Raw genomic sequence first — 25,295 nt, forward strand, 5'->3', positions numbered from 1 at the left:
TCTAAAGTCAATAAGAGGTACTTAACTGCTGAGCACTCTTCATAAAATAACTTTAAGTTAAAAGATTACCTTTATCATCCCACTCGGCAATTACACCACGCTTGGATTGATCTACACATTTTGCTAACCATTCAGGATCATATGCAACACCGTGTTGGTCTAGAACATCTTGAGGTACGCCATCCCAAACATTTGGCATATTACCTTTATATCCTAAATCTGCAATACCGACTTTAGAAGTATAATAACCACAAACTGTTAAGTTTCTCATTAAAGCAAAAAACTGGATTTCAAGCGATTGCTCATCTAATGGCACTTCAGGGTCATGCCAACAAATTTGATCACATATCTGCTGTTGTTGTTCTAAGGTCGCTAACTTAAATTCAATACCAAACTCCGTATTTGATTTATGATCTAACCACATCAAACCTCCTAAAAGAGTAGGTTTTAATTCTGGAATATCTTTTCCCATAAATTCCACAAATTCTGGAACATCTGCTTCTAATGGCCCTCCGTTTGGCTCTTGAGGTGGCAAAATCACAGTGCTTAAAACACCAACTGTTTCTAGTTCGTGGGCATTAAAAAGTTCTTCAGCATTCAATTTTTCAATTCGTTCTAACTCCTTTGGTGTTCGCCCGAAGTATTTTTCATCAACATTTGCCAAGGCTTCTTCCGAAGTAGAACCATCTGCTTTACAACCATGAAAAGCTAGTGCGGAAGCACCAGCACCAAGGATAATGGTTTGTATACTTTTTCTTCTATCCATGATTAAATATTTTGTTGTTTTAATTGTTCAATGATATAATCTGAAGCGCGCCATGACAAGGCCAAAATAGTCCAAGTACAGTTTTTATCTGCTTGTGATACAAATGGTCCTGCATCTACAATAAATACATTGTCCACATCATGTAATTGATTAAACTTATTTGTAACCGAAGTTTTTGGATCATCACCCATCCTCGTAGTTCCTACTTCATGGATAATTTGACCAGGAGCAAGCAAGCCATAATTACTTTCTTTTCCAGGTTTATCACCTAGAGGATGACCTCCCATATTATAAATTAACTCTTCAAAAGTATCTTGCATATGCTTAGCTTGTTTCTTTTCAAGATCAGACCATTTATAATTAAACTTAAGAACTGGAATACCATATTCATCAAGTGTAGTAGGGTCTATTTCACAATAATTATCTTTTCGAGCTATACCTTCACCTCTACCACCAAATCCAACAACTGATCCATAATACTTTTTAACATCTTCTCTTAAACTAGCACCATAACCTCCAACTTTCAAACCAAAGAATTTATTAAAATCATTAACATTAAAACCGAAACCATAATTAGGTTGCCCCATTCCACCCCAGACTTCAATGTGGTAACCACGAGGGAAATCAAGTTTTGAATTATCACCCCACCAAGGCGAATATACATGCATACCGCCTACACCGTCTTCGTTATAAGATGTTTTTCGATTCATTAAACCTGGTATAAAACCTGCAGCACTTGCACCAGTAGAATCATGTAAATATTTACCAACCAAATCGCTACTATTGCCCAATCCATTAGGATGCTGCTTGCTTTTTGAGTTTAACAATATTCTAGCAGAACTACAGGCAGAAGCTGCCAACACCACAACTTTTGACTTTAATTTATATTCTTTTCTATCCTCCTTATTAATATATGAAACACCAGTTGCTTTTCCTTCTTCATTTGTTGTTACTTCTCTAACCATGGCATTTACGTAAATTTTCACTTTACCACCGTTCTTTTGAGCGGGAAAAATTAAACAACTACCAGATGAAAAATCTGCATAAACAGAACAAGACCGAGAGCATTGGCCACAATAAAAACAGACTCCACGATCATTATTGATTCTTTTAGTTAACATAGACATTCTTGAAGGGATAACCGGAATGCCTGATTTTTTTGCTCCATTGATGTAAAAAAGCTCATGAAGTCTTGGTTTTGGCGGAGGAAGAAAAAATCCGTCTGGGTCATTCTCCATGCCCTCATTTGTTCCAAAAACTCCAATTAATTTATCAACTTTATCGTAGTAAGGTTTAACATCGTCATAGCCTATAGGCCAATCTTCACCCAATCCATCTCTTGTTTTTCCTTTAAAATCTTTCGGACCAAAACGAAGTGAAATTCGGCCCCAATGATTGGTTCTTCCGCCTAACATGCGTGAACGCCACCACTTAAACTCAGTACCCTCTTCAACTGTATAAGGTTCACCGTCCACTTCCCAATCACCGTATGACATGTCCCATTCTCCAAAAGCCCGGTCGGTTCCGGCACCTCTTCTTGGTGACTCGTAAGGCCATTTCATTTGAGTCATTGTTTTAGGATCTGCTGGGTCAAAATAAGGGCCAGCCTCCACTACTGCCACATTAAGGCCAGCATCGGCTAATTGTTTAGTTGCCATTCCACCTCCGGCTCCGGAGCCTACAATAATGACATCAAATTCCTCTGAATCTTCAATTATCTGCATGTTCTAATTTTTATAAAATTGATTTACTGAATCCTAGTCAATCTGTAAAATTCTTTACGATACTGACTCGGAGTACATCCTTTTGTTTTTTTAAATATTCTATTAAAATTGGCAATGTTGTAAAATCCACATTTATAGGCAATTTCAGATATTCCATCTTCTTCTTCAGCCAACATGCGAGAAGCGTTTTCAACCCTTACTTCATTCAAATATTCTACAAATGTTCTTTCTGTACTTTTCTTTACAAACCTATTGAAAGACACTTTACTCATGTTCAACATACTTGACACTTGATCAAGTGTTATTTTACTGGCATAATTCTCTTGAATAAAATTGTAGAAGAGTTTAACTCTATTGCTATTGTCAAAATCACTTCTTGATGTTTGTGAAACCGATAACAAACGTTGATGTGATGTTGTTGAAAGGTCATAAAGAATGGAAAACATTTCTAAAAAATATTCTATCCCTTCTAGTTCTGAAACCTTCATAATACGAGGAGCAATTTTTTTTGCCTCACTTTTATCAAATAAAATACCATGAACCGACTTTTCCATCATTTCACGAAAAGGTTTCATGATACTACGTCTAGTTAAATTTTCTTCAAATAAATCGTTATGAAATTGAATCGTTACCTCATGGACGCTATTCTTACATTTATCCATTTTCCACCCATGGTATACATTTGGCCCTACTAAAACCAATTCATAGTTATCAACCTCTTCAATATTAAAACCAACTGTTCGTTGCATACCCTTTCCATCAAGAATGAAATTTAATTCTAGTTCAGGATGAAAATGAATAGGATAATCAAAGGTGTCTCTAAAGCGATCTATAACCAAAAAACTGTCTTGTGGAGACAGCGCTGTAATCTCTCTTTGATATTTTTTTAACATACGAAAACGTTTGAAATCTGATATTAATACTATTTTGTCATAAAAAACAACAAAATTTTTGACGTCTCAAAATAAATAATACCAATAAGCCCTAAAGTTTGTTAAAAATTCAAAGATTCTACAAATTAAATATCACAAAATTCAACATTAGCTACTGATTTTGTTTGGATAATAGTTAAATAAATTTTTAATATTCTCATTTTCAGATGTTTAAATTTAATTTAACACTAAATTTACTTTATTTAATAATAGTATAAGAGAATGATAATATAGTACAAGTTTTGTGCTACTAGTTTATATAATTTTATCAATTATGCAATGTGGACTCCTATTTCAGGATAAGCGAGCTGAACTATTTAACATAACTTAATTAATAACTCATGATTATGAAACAATCAAATGAACTTGGCCTATTTGCAAGGAGAACCAAGACCATGACATTGTTTAAAGCAGCCCAAGGGTTAGCTTTAGCTTTATTTATGGCTTTTGGAACTCAAGCAGTTCAGGCAAACAATTTTAATTTAGAAGAGTTAATTGCTTTTCAATCAACAGTGACCGGTACAGTTACTGATTCAGATGGAGCGCCGCTGCCTGGCGCCAACGTCATTGTACAAGGAACATCTAATGGAACACAAACTGATTTTGATGGTAACTACACTATTGATGCTGATGCTAATGCTACTTTAGTTTTTAGCTATGTGGGTTTTGCTACACAAGAAATTGCAATCAACGGACAAAGCACTATAGATGTTAGCATGGCAGAAGATGCTAATCAACTTTCTGAAGTTGTTGTCTTAGGTTATTCTTCACAAACAAGAGGGGATTTAACGGGATCTGTTGCCTCTGTTGATGTTTCAGAAGCAACTAAACAACCTTTAGTCAATGCTGCTGAAGCTTTAGAAGGTAGAGTTACTGGTGTGACAGTAACCAACACCGGATCACCTGGTGCGGCTCCGAAAATTGTGATACGTGGTTTCGGTACTAGCAACAATACAAACCCATTATATATTATTGATGGTGTTCAAACGGATAATGCCAATATCCTTAATAGTATTAACCCCGCGGATATTGATCAGATAAACGTTTTAAAAGATGGTGCTGCAGCAATTTATGGTGCAAGAGCATCCAACGGGGTTGTAATTATTACTACAAAGGGTGGTGGTTATAATCAAGAAAAGCCAATCGTTTCTTTTGATATGTACACTGGTTTTTCAAGAGCTAATAACACTCCTGATTTACTAAATGCTCAGCAACATGGTGACATGATTTTTCAAAGTCTATCAAATGATGGGGCTACAGTAACTCATCCTCAATACGGTAGTGGAGCAACAGCGGTTGTACCATCTTCATTGATTGATTATAGTAGAGTGGTTTCTTATGACCCTATTACAAGAGCGCCAAGAGGTGCTACAGTTGCTCCTGGAGGAACTGATTGGATTGACGCTATAAGCCAAGACGGAGCTACACAAAATGTAGCTGTTTCAGTTTCAAACGGTGGAGAAACTGGTAGATACTTTTTATCTGCTAACTATCTGAACAGAGAAGGTATTCAATTAGCTACTGGTTTTAAACAAGGAACCACTAGATTAAATTCTGAGTTTAAGATTGGAGACAAAGTGACTATTGGAGAGCATATGAACATATCGTTTTCTAATCAAGCTAACAATACTAGTCGTGTAAACGATGCCTTGAGAATGAGTCCAATTATACCTGTTTACGATGATGAAGGTGATTTCACAGGTACTGGGGGACCAGGCTTAAGCAACACAAGAAGCCCTGTTGCTCAATTACTTAGAGCGAGTGATGACTACAATAAAATCTTAAGAGCTTTTGGGGATATCTATTTAGCTGCGGAAATTTACGAAGGTCTAACATTTAAAACTACGTTTAGTGGAAATGTTGAATCATTCAACCAAAGAAGATTTCAAGCTTTAGATCCTGAACATATTGAGCCACTAAGCACGAATACATTATTCGAACAAAGCATTCAAAACTTTAACTGGACTTGGAATAACACTTTGAACTACAGCAAAATATTTGGTGATCATAACTTAAATGTTTTAGTTGGTTTAGAAGCAGTTGAAGAAGGTAGTAAAGGAAATCAAATCAGTAGAAACGGTTTTCTGTTTGAGACACCAGATTTCTATTTGCTAAACAATGGTAGCGGAACACCAAACGTTGATTTTGCCTTTGACGGAGAGAATTCTTTATTCTCAATCTTCGGAACAGCAAATTACTCTTTTGCTGGTAAATATTTTGCTACAGTAACTGTGCGTAATGATAAGTCATCTCGTTTCCTTGGAGATAATCAAAGTCAAACCTTCCCATCATTTAGTGCTGGTTGGTTAATTAGTGATGAAGATTTCTTTCCAAAAGACGGTTTCGTAAGCAGATTGAAGTTAAAAGGATCTTGGGGACAATTAGGTAATCAAACTTTACCTGCAAATAACCCAACTATTAACATCTCATCACTGAATGAGCAATTAGCAAATTATTCGTTGAATGGAAGTACAATTTCTACTGGAGCAATTTTAGCTACGGTTGGTAATCCTAATTTGAAATGGGAAACTTCTCAAACAACAAACTTTGGTATTGAAGCTGGATTGTTTGATAATGAAGCATTCATCTCATTTGAAGTATTTGATATTGATACAAAAGACTTAATTACAAGAAACAATAGTTTAATCAGTACAACAGCTATTGACGCTACTGCTCCACTTGTAAATCTTGGTGATATTCAAAATACAGGTTTTGATTTAGGTATCGGTTATAACCATTCTACAGACTATGGTTTAAACTATGGTATTCAAGCAAATATTTCTAAATATAAGAATGAGGTAAAAAGCCTTATTAGTGATTTCCAAGTTGGTAGAACTGACTTAAGAGGTGGCGCTGTTACTAGAACTCAAGTAGGTAGAGCAATTTCTGAGTACTACGGTCGTGAAGTAACTGGTTTTGACGACAATGGTAGATTTACTTACAGAGATGTAAATGGCGACGGAGTTATTGATGACGAAAATGACAGAACGTTTATTGGTACACCACATCCAGACTTTACTTATGGTATTAATCTTAGTGCAGACTACAAAGGTTTTGATATAAGCATGTTCTTTTCAGGATCTCAAGGTAATGACGTATATAACTATGAAAAAATCTTTACTGATTTTCCAACGTTCTTTAATGGTAACAGAAGTGCAAGAGTCTTAGATTCTTGGACACCTTCTAATACCAACGCTACTTTACCTGCTTTAAGCCAAACTATTCAAAATGCAGAGACACAACCTAATTCTTATTTCGTTGAGGACGCATCCTTTTTAAGAATGAAGAATCTACAAATAGGGTATACATTTCCAGAAAATATTGCAAGTACTTTAGGAATGACCAATTTAAGGTTATATGTACAGGGTACGAACTTATTTACTATTACTGGTTATGAAGGTTTTGATCCTGAAGTCATCTCAAATGACAACTTGTCTTTAGGAGTTGATTTTGGCAATTTCCCGTTAGCCCAAATATTTACAGTTGGTATTAACACAAAATTCTAAAAAAATGAAAAAGAAGTTTATTTATTGTTTTACACTATTAGCCTTAATAATTGGCTGTAGTGACGATTTTACAGACAAACCTGCGGTTGGTGCACTGAGTGATGCTGCATTAGCTAATGAACAAGGTGTAGACCTATTATTGGTCGGAGCCTATTCAGCGCTGGATGGAATTCGAAATAATCAAGGTGCAGCTGACTGGACTGTAAGTGGAGACAACTGGTGGTTTGATGTTATTGCTGATGATGCTCATAAAGGTAGTACAGATGGTGACCAAGCTGATTTATTTTTAATTGAAACTTATGATTGGACTAGTGCTAATCCATATTTCTTTGGAAAATGGAACGGATTATTTGCAGGAGTGAATAGAGCAAATGCTGTTATTTCTTTAATCGCTTCTTTAGAAGATGGTGATTTTAGTTCTCAGCTTGCACAAGCTCGTTTTTTAAGAGGTCATTTTAATTTTGAACTTCAAAAAATATTCGGAAATGTTCCTTACATCTCTGAAGAAAATTTTGCAGCCACAGAATTCAATCAACCTAACCCAGGAGCAATTTGGGAACAAATTGAGGCTGACTTTCAATATGCAGTTGATAACTTACCTGCATCTCAAGCTGATATAGGTAGACCTAATTCTTGGACTGCCAAAGCCTTTTTAGGTAAAGCTCATTTGTTTCAATCTGATTGGGGTGCTGCATTAAGCTTACTTCAAGATGTAATCAATAATGGACCTTATGCTCTGAACGCAGAATTTCTTGACAATTTTAGCCTTGCTGGTGATAATAGTTCAGAATCAGTATTTGCAATTCAATATACTACTGACTCAGGTCAATCATTTAATGGTAACAGAGGTGGAACATTAAACTTTCCAAACCCTGGTCCTTTTGGATCATGTTGTGGTTTTTACCAACCTTCTCAAGATTTAGTAAATGCATATCAAGTTGATGCTGGTGGGTTACCACTATTAGATACGTTTAATCAAAATGATGTTGCAAATGACTATGGAGTTGAAAGCGCAGATGCTTTTACTCCTGAAGCTGGTTTATTAGACCCAAGATTAGACTATACTGTTGGTCGTAGAGGAATAGATTATAATAACTATGGTGCAATGGTTGGTAAAGACTGGATTAGAGCAAGTTTTGCTGATATTTCTGGACCTTATCTACCTAAAAAGAATGTATACCAAGCTGGTGAATCTGGAAATCAAGGAACTGGTGCTTGGGGGCAACAACATTCGGGTATTAATTATCATATCATGAGATATGCTGATGTTTTACTTATGGCTGCTGAAGCTGCTGTTGAAACAGGTGATCTAGGTACTGCACTTAATTACGTCAACGAGGTTAGAAATAGAGCTAAAAATATGACCTACGTTCAAAACGAAGCTGGCGATGCTAATGCAGCTAATTACTTAGTTGAACCATATGCTTCTTTCGGTGATGCTGACACTGCAAGAAAAGCCGTTCGCTTTGAAAGAAGACTAGAGTTAGCTATGGAAGGACATCGTGTTTTTGACCTCAGAAGATGGGGCAATACTGTTGAAATCTTAAATGCTTACGTTCAAAGTGAAGCAAGAACCATTGAAAATTTTGGTCAAAAAGCAAATAGCTATAGTGCGAATTTGGATTTATTACCAATTCCATTAACAGCAATTGATTTAAGTGGTGGTGCACTAACACAAAATCCAGGATTTTAAAAATTAAGTTTAGTTGAGTTTTATTAGTTTAAGTTAAGCTGCAACGGACAGGGCATTTCATAAGTGCCCTGTTTTTTTTGCTTATCACTTTACATCTTTTTAAATTTATATCTACAAAAACCTGCTATGAAATTACGCTTTCATCAATTCTTTGTTTTCTCATTAATTCTATTGTTGCTAAACAATTGCAGTGATGAAAAGGACAAAATCCTTAGTTCTGAAAATGTTATTTTTAATAAATTAAACCATAAAAAAACTGGCATTGATTTTTCGAACAATCTCAAAGAAAATGACTCCTTAAACTATTTTACTTATGCCTATGTTTATATGGGCGGAGGTGTTTCTGCAGGAGACATAAATAACGACGGGTTGACTGACCTATATTTCACCGGAAACATGGTCCCCAACAAACTATTTTTAAACAAAGGAAATCTACAGTTTGAAGACATTTCAGAAACCGCCGGTGTTCAAGGTGATTCAAGATGGTATACAGGTACCACTATGAACGATGTTAACAATGATGGGTTTTTAGATATTTATGTATCAGTTGGTGGAAAATATGGGCCTAAGGAAAATCAACTATTCATCAATAATGGAGATAACACCTTTAGTGAACAAGCAGAAAACTATAATATCGCAGACCCAAGCAATAGCGTTCAATCTACCTTTTTTGATTATGATTTAGATGGAGATTTAGATTTATATGTGGCTAATTATCCACCAACTCCATTTAATGCCCCAAACTATTTTTATGCCTTTAAACAAAAGTTTCCTAAAGAACTTGAAACTGATCGTCTTTTTAGAAATGATGGCAATACATTTACAGATGTAACTGAAGTAGCAGGTATAAAGACCTTTGGACTTTCTCTTAGTGCAACCATCGGAGATCTAAACCAAGATGGATGGCCTGATATCTATGTATCCAATGATTTTAGCACTCCAGACTATTATTTTTCAAATAATCAAGACGGGACTTTTTCTGAAGTTTCACGATTATCTATGAAGAACACCTCTTTTTATGGGATGGGCGTAGATATAGCAGATTTTAACAATGATCAATTACTCGACATTCTTCAAGTTGATATGACTGCGCAAATTAACCGAAGAGCTAAAGCTAACATGGCTAGTATGAATCCTGATTTGTTTTGGAGTACAGTCAATTCTGGGTTCAATTACCAATATATGCAGAATAGTCTTCAATTGAATAATGGAAATCTTTTGGACTCCATACCTGATTTTAGTAATATCTCAAGAATTGCTGGAGTTTCTTCAACAGATTGGAGTTGGGGACCGTTAATTGCTGATTTAGACAATGATGGATGGAAAGACATATTTATATCAAACGGTACAAGACGTGAAATTAACAACAGAGACTTCTTTTTGGAAATTGAAAAGAAAGGACTTCCAAAAGATAGTACACTACAAAAAACATTGGCCATACCCTCCGAAAAAATAGATAACTACGCCTTAAAAAATAATAAAGACCTCACTTTTAGTAAAATGAATTCTGAATGGGGCATTGAGCATAAAGGCTTTTCTAACGGCAGTATTTATGTAGATTTAGATAATGATGGCGACCTTGAGATAATCACTAATAACATTGATGATTTTGCCACTGTTTTTGAAAACAAAAGTGCTACGAGTAACAATCACCTCACCTTGTCTTTTAAAGGAACTAAAACCAATAAATTTGGAATTGGCACCAAAACAACTCTTTATGCGAAAGATTTAACACAATACCAAGAGATGACACTGACAAGAGGTTTTCAGTCATCAGTCGCACCAAAAATCCATTTTGGACTTGGAGAAATTACTCAAATTGATTCCGTTCAAGTTGTTTGGCCTGATGGACAAATCCAAATTTTAAAAGATTTAGCCAGTAATCAACTAATCCAAGTTGACTATTCGAATTCAAATAAAACCCAAGAATTAAATCAAAAGAATGTAAATAAGCTATTTAAAACAGTAAACGATAAAGCGACAATTGCAGAACACAGGCATATTGAGAATCTATACAATGATTTTCAAGAAGAAATTTTATTACCTCATCAAACTTCCATGTTTGGGCCTAATATCGCAGCAGGAGATTTAAATGGTGACAAAAAAGAAGATTTAATCATAGGAGGCTCAGCCCAAAACATTACAAGCATATATCTACAAACTCAAGATGGTTTTAAAAAATCTGACACCGACGCTTTTAGATTAGATAGTGCTTCCGAGGATATGGGTATCCACATTTTTGATGCAGAAAATGATGGAGACAATGATATTTATATTGTTAGCGGCGGTAATGAATTTGCGCCAAACTCAAAAGAACTTCAAGATAGACTATATATTAATAATGGGAGTGGAACATTCTCAAAGTCCAAATCAGCCTTACCTGAAATGATTACAAGTGGCTCTAGAGTGCATAGTCATGATTTTGACAAAGATGGAGATTTAGATTTATTTGTTGCGGGAAGACTCGTACCCGGTAATTATCCCTCACCTGCTAATAGTTATATATTAGAAAATGTAAGCTCTAGTAAGGGTATAAAATTCGTAAACGCCACAAATAAAATTGCTCCGTTTTTAGAAAAAATGGGGATGGTAACAGATGCCCTTTGGACTGATTTTGATAATGATGGTTGGACCGATTTAATTCTAACCGGGGAATGGATGCCAATAACTGTGTTGAAAAATGATGGAGGGTATTTTAAAAATGTTTCTGAACAAGTTAAAACAAACGACTCTCGTGGATGGTGGTTTAGTATAGAAGAGGGTGATTTTGATAATGATGGGGATAAAGATTATTTGGTAGGTAATTTAGGATTAAACTATAAATACAAAGCCAATGAAAAAGAAACCTTCGATATTTATTTTAATGACTTTGACAACAATAGTACCAATGACATTGTATTGAGTTATTACAATGAAGGAGAACAATTTCCGGTTAGAGGAAGAGAATGTACCTCTCAACAAATGCCGGGAATAAAAGAAAAGTTTAAAGACTACGAGTCTTTCTCAAATGCAACCTTAAACGACGTTTACGCGAAAGACGTCCTTGAAGAATCGTTGCATTATCAGGTGAAATCATTTGCAAGTGTTTATATGGAGAATAAAAACGGAACGTTTGTTTTACATAAACTGCCAAATTTAGCGCAATTGTCGTCTATCAATCAGATTGAAATTGAAGACTTTGATAAAGACGGTAACTTAGATGCTTTGGTTGTCGGAAATCTCTACAGCTCAGAAGTTGAAACACCTCGTAATGATGCTAGTAATGGTTTGTTTTTAAAAGGTGGTGGCAATGGAGGTTTTGAACCAATAACCGCGTTAGAAAGTGGCTTCTACGCTCCAAGTGACGTAAAAGACATGTCTAAGATTACTATAAAAGGCAAAGAGTATTTTGTGATTGCTAAGAATTCTGATTACTTGCAATTCGTTGAAATAATTAAGAAAGAATAAACTAAAGGAATTATCTAGAAAAGAAAAATCCCGATACTAAAGCATCGGGATTTTTTTGTGGGCGCTGAGGGATTCGAACCCCCGACCCCCTCGGTGTAAACGAGGTGCTCTGAACCAACTGAGCTAAGCGCCCTAATTTGATTTCTCAATTAAGGAGTGCAAATATAGCACCATTTTTTCTTTACCTAAAACAAATCCGAAGAAAAAATTAAACTACTTCTGCTACAACAAAAGTACTACCTCCGATATATATAAAATCTCCATTTTCAGCCGCTTCTTTTGCGCTTTTGTATCCTTTCTTGACAGAGCCAAAAGATTTTCCTTTTAGTTTAAAAGATTCAGCAACATGTTTTAATTTTTTCTCGCATAGTCCCCTTGGAACATTAGGCTTCACAAAATAATAACAAGCATCAACCGGAAAAAGAGGCAATATTTGACCTAAATCTTTATCCTTAACAACCCCAAGGACAATATGTAGTGTATTAAATTTCTCATTTGAAATTTGTTTCAATACTAATTGTAGTCCTTCTTTATTATGAGCCGTATCACACACGACCATTGGTTCTTCTTGAATTTTTTGCCACCTACCTAACAAACCTGTATTCGGTACAACCTTTCTTAATCCATTCTGTATATCTACCTCTTCAATTTCAAATCCTCTTAAATTCTTTAATGTGGCTAGAACACCACTAATGTTTCTTTGCTGGTATTTTCCAAGTAAATCAGTTTGGTATACCACTTTTTCCTCCTTATCCGCAAAAGTAATTCTAGATTTCAATTGAGTGGCTATGAGCTTAAAAATCAACTCCAATTCCGATTGAGTTTCACTTATTACAACGGGTACTTTTCTTTTAATAATCCCCGCTTTTTCTAAAGCGATTTTCTCAATAGTATCACCTAAAATATCAACATGATCCAAACCTATATTTGTGATTAAAGAAACTTCAGGAGTAATAATATTTGTAGAATCTAATCGCCCTCCTAAACCAACTTCAATAATTGCAATATCAACTTTTTCTTTTGCAAAAAAATCGAAGGCCATGCCTACAGTCATTTCAAAAAAAGAGAGTTGATGGTATTTTAAATAGGTATCGTTGTTTTGAATAAAGTCTACAACAAATTTCTTGCTGATTTTTTGTCCATTAATTTTTATCCGTTCCCTAAAATCCTTTAAATGAGGTGACGTATAAAGACCAACCTTATAGCCTGCTTCTTGTAAAATAGAAGCTAACATATGACAGCTCGAACCTTTACCATTAGTTCCTGCTACATGAATACTTTTAAATTTTTTCTCAGGTTTGTTTAATTGAAAAGAGAAGTTTTCAATATTATCCAACTTATTTTTCAATGCTGAAACCCCTTTCTGCTGGTACATTGGAAGTTGGGCAAACATCCAATTTACAGTCTCTTTATAGGTCACTACTGTCCTAGTTTAAAATTAACCACTACAAAACCTATTTGTTGAGAAGGAGCGTTTGAATCTAAATTCCATTTGTGCATAAAAGCCGTCTTTCTTGCAGGTTCTAGCAAACAAGGAGCGCTATTTGTGGTACCTTTCACGCCTGGTGTTGCTTTGATAACTTTACCATTTCTATCAACAATTATTTTAACCACAACCCTACCGTCTTCATTACATTCTTGTTGTACTTTTCCTTTAGTAACCAGAGAACGCCCACTTAAACCATAACCTCCAGTTCCTGTTCCACTGCCAGGAGCCCCATAATAAGTTGTTGCGTAAGGGTTTCCATCAGGTTGTCCTTTATCTCCAGCTTTATCATCATTACCTTCGCTACCTGAAGCCGTACCATCAGATTTTCCAATACCGCCCATCATAGCATCTAATTTCTTCTTTTTTGCTTCTTGCTCTTTTTTTAGGCGTTCCTCTGCATCTCTTCTTTCTTGTGCTTTTCTTTGTGCTTCAGCTTTTACTTTTGCAGCCTCGGCGTCAGCTTTTCTCTTTGCCTCCTTCTGCTGTCTTATTCTTATAGATTCTTCGCTCTCTTGGGTTAAAACCTTTTCTGTTGGCTGCTCTTTTACAACTTCATCAACAACTTCTTCAACTTCTTCTTCAACTTCTTCTTGAATTTGCTCAGCTTCAGCTGGGGGCTCAGGAATATCTAAAGGTTCTGACTTAATTTTTTCTTGTGGCTGTTGTTCACCGCTACCAAATTCCATTGTTCCAAAATTCACAGCAATACCGCTCTCTTCAGGTGGGTCTAAATAAGTAAGACCAATATAAAAAAGCAAAAGAAGGAGTACACTTAACAACAATGTTGTTAGTGTAAAGGATTTTTTCTTGTGTCTCGTATCTAAAAAGGACATTTGTCAATTTAGTTTTAAAATCTCGAATCGCTAATTTGTTATATTTCTGCTGATTTTCTAAAAATCAGAATCAATCATTAGCTTAAGTCTAAATAATCTTTGTAAGAGAACTGTGAACGAAAAAGAAAATTGATTTACTATTGCCGACTCAACGCTTGATGAGCATTATTTGGGTCTAACTGCCAAAATAACCTTATAATTATTTCTGTTGGCAATATCCATTACGTTTACAGCTTCTTTAATAGCCACGCTTTCTTCTGCTCTAAGAATAATTGTAGGTTTTTCTTGACCTTCAAGTGCTTTTCTTAATTCAATTTCAATGTATTCTCCGTTAATCTGCTCGTTATTGACATAATACTTCAAATTCTTGTCAATAGTTACCGATACATTTTGTGTGTTCGTTGATTTACCTTTTGCTTTTGGTAGTAGTAAATCCAATGCGTTAGGCGCATTAGAGGTCAGCATAAAAAAGACTAACAATAGAAAAACTATATCTGTCATTGACGACATACTAAAGTCAGGGCTTACCTTGTTTCTTCCTTTAAGTTTCATAAATCTTTTCTAGATTGGTTCATTTAAAAGATCTAAAAACTCAACAGCGTTAGCCTCCATTTTATGTACAATCTTATCTGTTCTATTGACCAAATGATTATATCCTATATAAGCAATAATACCTACAATCAAGCCCGCTACTGTGGTAGTCATTGCGGTATAAATACCTGATGCTAATGAACCCATTTCTGCTTGGCCTCCACTGCTCGCCATTTGATGGAAAGCTAAAATCATACCAATAACAGTACCTAAGAAACCTATCATCGGTGCAGCACCAGCAACAGTTGCTAGGATATTTACATTCTTCTCTAATTTATAAACTTCGAGAGTACCTGCGTTTTCAATTGCAGTATTGATATCATCTAATGGCTTACCAATTCTTGAAACTCCTTTTTCCGTGAGTCTAGCAACCGGTGAATCCGTCTGAGCGCATAACAATTTTGCAGCATCTAACTTACCACCCATAACATGGTCGCGTATTTGATTCATGAAGTTTTTATCAATCTTTGAAGCGGAATTTAGTGCAAATGTTCTTTCAAAATAGATATAAAGTGCAACGAACAAAAGCACAAAAAGTATAACGACAATTATAGTACTTGCAGCACCTCCGTTTAAGATTAAATCTACTACGGATAAAGTCTTTTCTTCGGATATAGATTCAGCTAAATCTTCAGAAGTTATTTGGTCTTGAAATAAAATCATAAGTGGTCCCCAATTTTTATTGTCTTTATAACGGGGATTTCCTTAGAAAATTATATCTAAAAAATAAAATCACGCATGGCAATAAAGACTACTGCTCCAGAAACGAAACCAACGAAGGCCAACCATGCAATTTTCTTTAAGTACCAGAAAAAATCTATTTTCTCCATCCCCATAGCAACTACACCAGCAGCGGATCCTATAATTAACATACTACCACCAGTTCCTGCGGAATAAGCTATGAAATGCCATAAAGGATTATCACCTGTCTCGGAGAACATACCAATACTTGCCGCAACCAGAGGCACGTTATCTATGACCGCAGATCCAATACCTAATAACATTACTACGATATCTGTTTGAGGAATGGCCTCGTTTAAACTTTCGGCATAATTAAATAAAATACCTAAAGACTCTAAGGCTGCAACTGCGAGTAGAATTCCTAAAAAGAAAAGGATACTAGGCAACTCAATTTTAGTAAGTGCCGAGTGCACTGGACTATGATGAGCAGCTTCATGATGTTCGTCATTAATAGCCGAACTAATACTGAATTTTGCATTACTATAAATTTCGGCAAATGTGGCTACAATTGCTAAAGATAACATCATACCTACGTAAGGTGGTAAATGGGTAATTGTTTTAAAAAATGGCACAAAAACAATTGCTCCTAACCCTAAATAAAGCATGGTAGAACCGTACTTAGATTTTGAACCACCTGCATTTTCATCTATCTCAACTTCACCACTAAAAACCTTAAAACGACTAGCAATAACTGTGGGAACAATCATACATACAATTGAGGGAACCAATACACGCATTACTAATGAACCGGCCTCTACTTTACCTGCAATCCATAACATGGTAGTGGTCACATCACCAATTGGTGACCACGCACCACCCGCATTAGCATTTATTATTATCAAGCCCGCAAACCACAAGCGCGTTTCACGGTCTTTAATTACTTTTTGTAAGATGGTAATCAAAACAATTGTTGCCGTTAAATTGTCTATGATAGCCGAAAGAATAAAGGCCAAAATTGAAAAAATCCAAAGTAACTTTCGTTTACTCCTTGTCTTTATATAACCTTTGATGGCGGCAAATCCGTCAAAATAGTCAATGATTTCAACTATTGTCATTGCTCCCAAAAGAAAAACTAAAATCTCTGCCGTTTTACCTAAATGATGGAGTAGGATTTCATCAATATGAGTTGGTACTAACTTTTTAAGTTCTGCATTTACTTCAAACACGTCCATATGCGTAAGCGCAATTACAGCCCATAAAATGGCCATCATCGCCAAAGCAGGAATCAATTTATCTATTTTGAGATTGTGTTCTAAGGTAATAGCCAGATATCCAGCCAGAAAGACAATAATTACTATAGTTTCCATTAATTAGTTGGTTTTGTAGATATGTTAATTATTTCTTGAAAATCAAAATTTCATATATCAATTTCAAGATAAGTTAAATATAGGAATTGGAAAAAAGAACTCCCAATGTGAGCCCTAATTTTTCACTTATTAAATAATTCTTGTATTTTATCCAAAAACCTTAAAGAATTCATACTCAAAACGTATCTTTGAGCAAATTTTTTATCTTATTCTCAGCATTATGGACTTTACCCTTTCAGAAGAGCAGTTAATGATACAAGAAGCGGCAAGAGACTTTGCTCAAAACGAATTGTTACCAGGAATTATTGAACGCGATGATGCTCAAAAATTTCCAGCTGAACAAGTGAAAAAAATGGGTGAACTTGGTTTTCTTGGAATGATGGTGGATTCCAAATATGGAGGGAGTGGATTAGATACCCTATCATATGTTTTAGTTATGGAAGAGCTTTCTAAAATTGACGCTTCATCATCTGTAATTGCTTCTGTAAATAACTCTCTAGTTTGTTGGGGGTTAGAAACTTTTGGAAATGACCATCAGAAAGAAAAATACCTTACAAGACTTGCTTCTGGTGAAATTATTGGAGCCTTCTGTCTTTCAGAACCTGAAGCTGGTAGTGATGCAACTTCTCAAAAAACAACGGCAATTGACAAAGGAGACCATTACATCATTAATGGCACAAAAAATTGGATTACCAACGGAAACTCGGCGGAAGTATACTTAGTTATTGCACAAACAGATGTCGAAAAAGGTCATAAAGGCATCAATGCCATAATTGTTGAAAAAGGAATGGAAGGTTTTGAAATAGGGCCTAAGGAAAACAAATTAGGTATTAGAAGCAGCGATACGCATTCATTACTTTTCAATGATGTCAAGGTACCAAAAGAAAATAGAATTGGTGATGATGGTTTTGGATTCAAATTCGCAATGAAAACATTAGCCGGAGGAAGAATCGGTATTGCCGCGCAGGCACTTGGCATTGCAGCTGGTGCTTATGAACTAGCTTTAAAATATTCCAAGGAACGTAAGGCTTTTGGAACTGAAATTGCAAATCATCAAGCTATTGCTTTTAAACTAGCCGATATGCATACCAAAATTCAAGCTGCGAGACATTTGGTATATAAAGCAGCTTGGGATAAAGACAATAATAAAAATTATGATTTGTCTGGAGCCATGGCTAAATTATATGCTGCGGAAACCGCAATGGAAGTTGCCGTGGAAGCTGTTCAAATTCATGGAGGTAATGGCTTTGTCAAAGACTATCATGTAGAACGTTTAATGCGCGATGCTAAGATTACTCAGATTTATGAAGGCACCTCAGAAATTCAAAAAATTGTTATTTCTCGAAGTATCTTAAAAGATTAAATATCAACACCCCCTAAAAAGAGGGGGTTCTTTTTAATAATTCTATATTATAACAAATCCAACGGGGTTATTTAGAGTACTCTACTTCTCTATTATTCTCATTTCAGTTCAGCCACGGATTCGATTTAGCGTTAGCTCTTATTTTTACTTTCAAATTATCATTTTCGCAATTTAGCATGCTCTTAATTTTGAATTTGAATAATATTTAGTAATCAATTCTAGTACTTGATGATTATGCAGAATTTACTTTAAAACCGTGAATTTAATTTATCAATTATGATATTTTTGAAGAAATACCATAATGATGAAGCCAGAAAAACAAGGATTATATTTACCTGAATTTGAACATGATAATTGTGGAGCAGGCTTCATTTGTAGTCTTCAAGGAAAAAAGTCAAATGATATTATTCATAAGGCCCTTGAGATTTTGGATAAACTAGAACACAGAGGCGCTGTAAGTTCTGATGGTAAAACTGGTGATGGGGCTGGTATTCTCATAGACATTCCGCATGATTTTTTTGAGAACACTTGTGAATTTGAATTACCTCAAGCAGGAAATTATGCCACTGGTAATGTTTTTCTTCCTCAAAAAGAAAATCAGCGCGATTTCTGCATAAAAACGTTTGAAGAAAATATCGAGAAGCAAGGTCTAACCTTATTAGGATGGCGTAAGGTACCTGTAAATAAATCGGTTCCAGGTCGTATAGCTGCTGAAACCGAACCCTTTGTAAAACAAGTTTTCATTGGAAAAGGCGATACCATAGATGATTTTCAATTTAACTTAAAACTTTTTATTGCTAGAAAGGTAACGGAACATGAAATCAACATTTCTAAATTATCTCAAAGTCAATTCTTTTATATTCCAAGTCTTTCACAAAAAATTATAATTTTTAAAGGCTTATTAGTGCCAACTGATATTAGTAGGTATTATGAAGATTTATTAGACCCTAGAGTGGTCACTAGGCTTGCTTTAGTACACCAACGTTTTTCTACTAATACATTTCCAACTTGGGATTTAGCTCAACCATTCCGATATATGTGCCATAATGGTGAAATAAATACTTTAAGAGGTAATGTTGCACGAATGCACTCAAGAGAAGAACTTTTAAAAAGTGATTGGTTTGGTGATGAAATCAAAAACATCATTCCAACAGTTCTGCCGGGTAAGTCTGATTCCGCCAGCATGGATATGGTAGTTGAACTTTTATTGATGACAGGACGTTCGTTACCTGAAGTAATGATGATGCTAGTTCCTGAAGCATGGGAGAAGAATACTGAAATGTCTGAATCCAAAAGGGCATTTTACGAATATAATTCTTGTTTGATGGAACCATGGGATGGACCTGCATCTATTCCTTTTACTGATGGTAATTATATCGGTGCCGTTTTAGACAGAAATGGTTTACGTCCGAGTCGATACTCAGTTACTAAAAAAGGATATGTGATCATGTCTTCTGAAACAGGTGTTGTAGACATCATGCCTGAAGATATTGAATACCACGGGAGATTAGAACCTGGAAAAATGTTTTTGGTTAACATGGAAGAGGGTCGAATCATCAATGATGAAGAGGTTAAAGAAGCTATTGCTGCCAAACATCCTTATAAGAAATGGTTAAAGAACAACCTAGTTCATTTAAAGGAGATACCATACAATGACTGTCCAGTTTTCTATGGTGAGTTTCCATTAGAGACAAGAAGAGCTGCTTTTGGTTATACCCAAGAAGATATCAATACCATTATCATGCCTATGGCAGCAAATGGCAAAGAACCTATTGGCTCAATGGGTGCAGATACTCCAATAGCAGTGCTTTCTGAACGCCCGCAACTCATATATAATTATTTTAAGCAGTTATTCGCTCAAGTCACTAACCCGCCCCTTGACGGTATTCGTGAAGAATTGATAACTGATATTAGTTTAACACTCGGTAGTGACCACAATATTTTTGAGTTTAGTGAAGAACATTGTCGTAAACTTAAAATTCAAAACCCGGTAATTTCTAAGGAAGATTTAGATAAAATCAAAAACTATGATGTTAGCCCAGATTATAAGGTAACTTCTATTTCAACATTGTACGAAATATCAAAAGGTCATAACGGTCTTGAAGAAGCCTTAAATTCCATTTTGAATCAGGCTTCAAAAGCTGTTGATGAAGGAACTAATATCATTATTCTTTCTGATCGTATGGTAAGCTTAGAAATGGCTGCTATTCCAGCTTTGTTGTCGTGTTCTTTTGTGAATAGTGGTTTGAGAAAGCTCGGAAAAAGATCACGATTAAGCATTATTGTTGAGTCGGCTGAGCCTAGAGAAGTTCACCATTTTGCATTGCTTTTTGGATTCGGTGCCAGCGCTATTAATCCATACTTAGTGAATGAAATAATAGGCGAACAAATTCAAGAGAATACTATCACAGAATACACTTTTGATGATGCCATTAAAAACTACAATAAGGCCGTAGGAAAAGGTATTTTAAAAGTGATGAATAAAATTGGGATATCTACCTTAAACTCTTATCGTGGTTCTCAATTATTTGAATGTATTGGTATTAACACCAAAGTAGTTGACCAATATTTCCCTAATACACCAACTAGAATTCAAGGTATAGGTCTTTACGAGATTGAAAAAGAGATTGCTAAAAGACATGGTAAAGCCTTTAAACGTAAAAAAGTTGATGGAAGTTTAGAGCTTGAAATGGGTGGAGAATATAGATGGAGACGTGATGGAGAAAAACACATGTTCAATCCATTAAGCGTTGCTAAACTACAGAAAGCAGTTCGTAACAATGAAAAAACGACTTACAAAGAATACTCATCATTGGTTAATGAGCAGTCTAAGAATCTAATGACTATTAGGGGCTTATTCGAATTTTCTAACTATGACCCTATTCCTTTGGAAGAAGTAGAACCATGGACGGCCATAGTAAAAAGATTTAAAACTGGAGCAATGTCTTATGGAAGTATCAGTAAAGAGGCCCATGAGAATTTAGCTATTGCCATGAACCGTATTGGAGGTAAAAGCAACTCTGGTGAAGGTGGAGAAGATGCAGAACGGTTTTATAAAAATCAATCGGGTGATTGGCGTAATAGTGCAATTAAACAGGTAGCTTCTGGTCGTTTTGGAGTTACTTCAAACTACTTGACCAATGCCCAAGAGATTCAAATAAAAATGGCGCAGGGTGCTAAACCAGGTGAAGGAGGACAATTACCTGGCCCTAAAGTAAATCCTGATATTGCCAAAACTAGAAATTCAACCCCATATGTTGGTTTAATTTCACCACCACCACATCATGATATTTACTCAATTGAAGATTTGTCTCAGTTAATTTTTGATTTAAAATCTGCAAATCGAGAAGCTAGAGTGAATGTTAAATTAGTATCAGAGGTAGGTGTAGGCACAGTCGCAGCTGGAGTGGCCAAGGCAAAGGCAGATGTTGTTCTCATTTCTGGATTTGATGGCGGCACTGGTGCCTCACCGCTTACCTCTTTAAAACACGCTGGACTACCATGGGAATTAGGTATTGCAGAAGCACAACAGACCTTAGTACTAAATGATTTAAGAAACCGAATTGTTTTAGAGTGTGATGGACAATTAAAAACCGGAAGAGATGTGGCTGTTGCTTGCCTTTTAGGAGCCGAAGAGTTTGGTTTTGCCACCGCTCCATTAGTAGCTTCAGGTTGCATAATGATGCGCGTGTGTCATCTAAACACATGCCCTGTTGGTATTGCTACTCAAAACCCAGAATTACGTAAAAAATTCAAAGGTAAACCTGAACATGTAGTCAATTACATGTACTTCGTTGCGCAAGAGTTACGCGAGATAATGGCAAAACTGGGCTTTAGAACTATTGATGAAATGGTTGGTCAAGTTCAAAAACTAGATAGAAAAAAAGCAATTGACCATTATAAGTCGGCCGGAATTGACTTAACACCAATTCTATATCAAGTTGATGTACCCGAAGGAACCAAATTTTATAATACTGAAGACCAAATTCATAACATTGAAAAATCAATTGAATTTGAAATTATAGCAAAGGCTCATCCGTCATTATTTAGAAAGGAAAAAACATCCTTGGATTTTGAAATTAAAAATACTGATAGGGCTGTTGGTGCAATAATTAGTAATGAAATATCCAAGATATACGGTGCCGAGGGTTTACCGGAAAATACCTTAAAACTTAATTTTTCTGGTTCGGCAGGTCAGAGTTTTGGTGCCTTTGCTACAAAAGGCTTAACCATGGTTGTAAACGGAAATACCAATGATTACTTAGGAAAAGGCCTTTCTGGGGCTAAGCTTATAGTAAAAGTACCTTATAAATCGACTTTAAAACCTGAAGAAAATGTAATAACAGGTAACGTAACGCTTTATGGGGCGACATCAGGTGAAGCCTATATCAACGGAAAAGCCGGTGAAAGATTCTGTGTTAGAAACTCAGGTGCAAGAGCTGTGGTTGAAGGTATTGGTGATCATGGTTGTGAATATATGACGGGAGGCGTTGCTGTAATTCTCGGAGAAGTTGGCAGAAACTTTGGTGCTGGAATGAGTGGAGGTATTGCCTATGTTTTTGATAGGAATAAAACCTTCAAAAATAAATGTAATTCTGAATCTTTAAATCTACTAAAAGTAGAAGAAGATAACGATATCAAAGAACTTCGTCAACTAATAGAAAATCATTACAATGCAACAATTAGTCCTCTAGCGCAACATATATTGGAGAACTGGGAAGCTTGTTTGCCAAAATTTGTTAAGGTTTTCCCAGAAGAATACAGGCAAGCATTGGTAAGGCTAGAAAAAGAAAAAACAGAGACTTTATAATTTTTGGAGGATGGGTAAGACGACAGGATTTTTAGAATTTGAAAGAAAGGACGAAGGCTATAAGCCAGTAAAGAAAAGAATTCAAAATTATAAAGAGTTCACTAAACCTTTGAAAGAAGATGAGCTGAAAAATCAAGGTGCAAGATGTATGGATTGCGGTATACCTTTCTGTCATAGCGGTTGCCCATTAGGTAATCTTATTCCAGATTTCAATGATGCTGTATATCAAGGAAAATGGGAAAAAGCGACTAAAATCCTACACTCGACTAATAATTTTCCTGAATTTACTGGAAGATTATGCCCAGCACCTTGCGAAGAAGCATGTGTTTTAGGTATTAATGAAGATCCTGTTTCAATTGAAAACATTGAAAAAAATATTGTTGAAACCGCATTCAAAAATAATTGGATAATTGCCAACCCACCCCTAAACAGAACGAATAAAAAAATAGCCATTATAGGCTCTGGCCCTGCAGGCTTAGCGGCGGCTCAACAATTAAATCGAGCCGGACATATAGTAACTGTTTTTGAAAGAGATGAAAAACCTGGAGGGCTTTTAAGATATGGTATTCCAGATTTTAAAATGGAGAAAAATGTTATCGACCGAAGACTTAAAGTTTTAGAAGACGAGGGAATTCTATTCAAGACAGGTATTCATGTTGGCGTTGATATTAAAGCAGATGATTTAAAAATAGAATTTGATGCAGTAGTTCTTTGCGGAGGAGCAACTATAAGAAGACCTTTGCCGATAGAAGGTTCAGAATTAAAAGGCGTTGTTCAAGCCATGGATTTTCTTCCACAGAACAATCGAAGGGTAGATGGTATCAAAGACCTTGGAGAAGAAATTCTTGCTACAGATAAAGATGTTGTCGTAATTGGTGGTGGCGACACCGGTTCTGACTGCATAGGAACATCAATCCGCCAAGGTGCCAAATCAGTTTCTAATTTTGAAATTATGCCCATGGCAACAGAGAATCGACCAACTAACCAGCCTTGGCCATTTTGGCCAATGCGTTTAAGAACGAGTTCTTCGCATAAAGAAGGTGCCGAAAGATATTTCAGTATTTCAACCAAAAGATTTATAGGTAATAAAGAAGGAGAATTAAAAGGTCTTATAACTTCTGAAGTAGAATGGGAAATGGTTCCAGGTCAAAGACCTGTATTAAAAGAAGTTCCAAATTCAGAGAAAGAATGGAAATGTGAACTCGCTTTATTGGCTATGGGTTTTACCGGTTCCGAAACAACTTTAGCTGACCAATTCGGACTTGAAATAGATGCTCGAACAAATATAAAAGCTTCAGAAAAAAATTATAAAACTAATATTGATAGCGTTTTTGTGGCCGGTGATCAACGTCGAGGACAATCACTAATTGTTTGGGCCATTTCTGAAGGTAGACAAGCCGCTCATCATGTAGACTCTTATCTAATGGGTACATCCAATTTACCACTTAAAGGGGAAGGAGATTTACCTAGAGTTTAACGAATTATCGTATAAGTACCATAATTGTTTCTGTCTCTTTTTCGAATTGCAAAGAAACTAAATAGGTTCCTTTTTGAAAGTTTGAAACGTCTATTGCATCGCCAAATCTATAGTTAGAACTGAACACCAAACTTCCTTGGGTATTATAAATAGTCAGTTCAGTTATTTTATAATTTGAATTATAAAATTGGATGTTTTCGACCGCTGGATTCGGGTAAGCTATCGTTTGTTCAGAATCAAGTGGGTCTATTTGAAAAACATCATCATTACGTGTATAACAAGAAAAATTAAGTACCTCATTTTGAAATTCAAAAGCCCCAATATCCATTCCACCGCCTAAGAATCTTGGCGCATTATTATGATCCAAATAAATTCCCAATGGTCTTAAGTCTCTTCCTTTATCGACAATCGGAGAATTATTTACAGCTGGTCTAAAATCTAAGTTCTCTGCTGAAGCTAAGCATAAATCATCAATATTCATTGTGGTAAAATTGCTTATAATTCTTTTCTGAATTGAATCTCGGGTGATTTTCTTATTGAAATCAAAATAATTCTCAGAATTACTTTTCCATGTTTCACCCAGCTCATAATTACTACCTGGACTAACAATTAAATT

General features: G+C 35.6%; 15 protein-coding genes and 1 tRNA gene (1 of these 16 only partly in view). 6 read left to right on the forward strand and 10 right to left on the reverse strand.

Features of this window, described 5'->3' with window-relative positions; all coding sequences use genetic code 11:
* Window positions 1-52 precede the first annotated feature (52 nt).
* The 3 genes from RM542_RS12245 to RM542_RS12255 are packed head-to-tail and all read right to left on the reverse strand — an operon-like array spanning window position 53 to window position 3,383.
* On the reverse strand, window positions 53-766 hold the full coding sequence (locus RM542_RS12245; protein ID WP_311386032.1) for a gluconate 2-dehydrogenase subunit 3 family protein: 714 nt from the start codon (window positions 764-766) through the stop codon (window positions 53-55).
* Between the two features lie 2 nt (window positions 767-768).
* Window positions 769-2,490 carry a GMC family oxidoreductase gene (locus tag RM542_RS12250; RefSeq protein WP_311386033.1) on the reverse strand — a complete coding sequence of 574 codons (1,722 nt, stop codon included), beginning with the start codon at window positions 2,488-2,490 and terminating at the stop codon, window positions 769-771.
* A gap of 23 nt (window positions 2,491-2,513) precedes the next feature.
* Window positions 2,514-3,383 carry an AraC family transcriptional regulator gene (locus RM542_RS12255; RefSeq protein WP_311386034.1) on the reverse strand — a complete coding sequence of 290 codons (870 nt, stop codon included), beginning with the start codon at window positions 3,381-3,383 and terminating at the stop codon, window positions 2,514-2,516.
* Window positions 3,384-3,769: 386 nt separating this feature from the next.
* On the opposite strand from RM542_RS12255, the gene RM542_RS12260 reads away from it, so the two are divergent.
* The 3 genes from RM542_RS12260 (at window position 3,770) to RM542_RS12270 (ending at window position 12,068) form a co-directional block, all read left to right on the forward strand.
* Window positions 3,770-6,928, forward strand: a complete 3,159-nt coding sequence (locus tag RM542_RS12260) for a TonB-dependent receptor (RefSeq protein ID WP_311386035.1) — start codon at window positions 3,770-3,772, stop codon at window positions 6,926-6,928.
* A 4-nt stretch (window positions 6,929-6,932) separates the two neighbouring features.
* The gene (locus tag RM542_RS12265) at window positions 6,933-8,621 is read left to right on the forward strand and encodes a RagB/SusD family nutrient uptake outer membrane protein (RefSeq protein ID WP_311386036.1); all 1,689 of its coding nucleotides are present in this window, start codon (window positions 6,933-6,935) and stop codon (window positions 8,619-8,621) included.
* 126 nt (window positions 8,622-8,747) lie between these two features.
* Window positions 8,748-12,068, forward strand: coding sequence for a VCBS repeat-containing protein (locus tag RM542_RS12270; RefSeq protein WP_311386037.1), 3,321 nt, complete (start codon window positions 8,748-8,750; stop codon window positions 12,066-12,068).
* 58 nt (window positions 12,069-12,126) lie between these two features.
* On the opposite strand, the gene RM542_RS12275 is transcribed toward RM542_RS12270, so the two are convergent.
* From RM542_RS12275 to nhaD, 6 genes are all read right to left on the reverse strand, one after another.
* A tRNA-Val gene (locus RM542_RS12275) sits at window positions 12,127-12,201 on the reverse strand.
* A gap of 75 nt (window positions 12,202-12,276) precedes the next feature.
* Complete coding sequence (locus RM542_RS12280; protein ID WP_311386038.1) at window positions 12,277-13,488, reverse strand: folylpolyglutamate synthase/dihydrofolate synthase family protein; 1,212 nt, start codon at window positions 13,486-13,488, stop codon at window positions 12,277-12,279.
* Window positions 13,488-14,390, reverse strand: a complete 903-nt coding sequence (locus RM542_RS12285; protein WP_311386039.1) for an energy transducer TonB — start codon at window positions 14,388-14,390, stop codon at window positions 13,488-13,490. The genes RM542_RS12280 and RM542_RS12285 overlap by 1 nt, the downstream gene beginning before the upstream one ends.
* Window positions 14,391-14,555: 165 nt before the next feature.
* Window positions 14,556-14,942, reverse strand: coding sequence for a biopolymer transporter ExbD (locus RM542_RS12290; RefSeq protein WP_311386040.1), 387 nt, complete (start codon window positions 14,940-14,942; stop codon window positions 14,556-14,558).
* Window positions 14,943-14,951: 9 nt separating this feature from the next.
* A complete protein-coding gene (locus RM542_RS12295) occupies window positions 14,952-15,644 on the reverse strand; it encodes a MotA/TolQ/ExbB proton channel family protein (RefSeq protein ID WP_311386041.1) in 693 nt (230 codons plus the stop codon).
* Window positions 15,645-15,700: 56 nt separating this feature from the next.
* Window positions 15,701-17,029, reverse strand: a complete 1,329-nt coding sequence (gene nhaD / locus RM542_RS12300; RefSeq protein ID WP_311386042.1) for a sodium:proton antiporter NhaD — start codon at window positions 17,027-17,029, stop codon at window positions 15,701-15,703.
* A 220-nt stretch (window positions 17,030-17,249) separates the two neighbouring features.
* Between nhaD and RM542_RS12305 the strand changes: the two genes are divergently transcribed.
* The 3 genes from RM542_RS12305 (at window position 17,250) to RM542_RS12315 (ending at window position 24,679) form a co-directional block, all read left to right on the forward strand.
* Window positions 17,250-18,392 (forward strand): acyl-CoA dehydrogenase, encoded by a 1,143-nt coding sequence (locus RM542_RS12305; protein ID WP_311386043.1) that lies wholly within the window; start codon window positions 17,250-17,252, stop codon window positions 18,390-18,392.
* A 304-nt stretch (window positions 18,393-18,696) separates the two neighbouring features.
* The gene (gltB, locus tag RM542_RS12310; protein ID WP_311386044.1) at window positions 18,697-23,202 is read left to right on the forward strand and encodes a glutamate synthase large subunit; all 4,506 of its coding nucleotides are present in this window, start codon (window positions 18,697-18,699) and stop codon (window positions 23,200-23,202) included.
* Window positions 23,203-23,212: 10 nt separating this feature from the next.
* On the forward strand, window positions 23,213-24,679 hold the full coding sequence (locus RM542_RS12315; RefSeq protein WP_311386045.1) for a glutamate synthase subunit beta: 1,467 nt from the start codon (window positions 23,213-23,215) through the stop codon (window positions 24,677-24,679).
* A gap of 4 nt (window positions 24,680-24,683) precedes the next feature.
* On the opposite strand, the gene RM542_RS12320 is transcribed toward RM542_RS12315, so the two are convergent.
* Window positions 24,684-25,295 carry the 3' portion of a T9SS type A sorting domain-containing protein gene (locus RM542_RS12320; protein ID WP_311386046.1) on the reverse strand. 1,083 nt of this gene lie beyond the right edge of the window, so only the last 612 of its 1,695 coding nucleotides appear in the window; its start codon lies beyond the right edge, outside the window; its stop codon occupies window positions 24,684-24,686.

Origin of the sequence: Croceitalea sp. P059, from assembly GCF_031846365.1 — a bacterium.
GTDB lineage: Bacteria > Bacteroidota > Bacteroidia > Flavobacteriales > Flavobacteriaceae > Croceitalea > Croceitalea vernalis.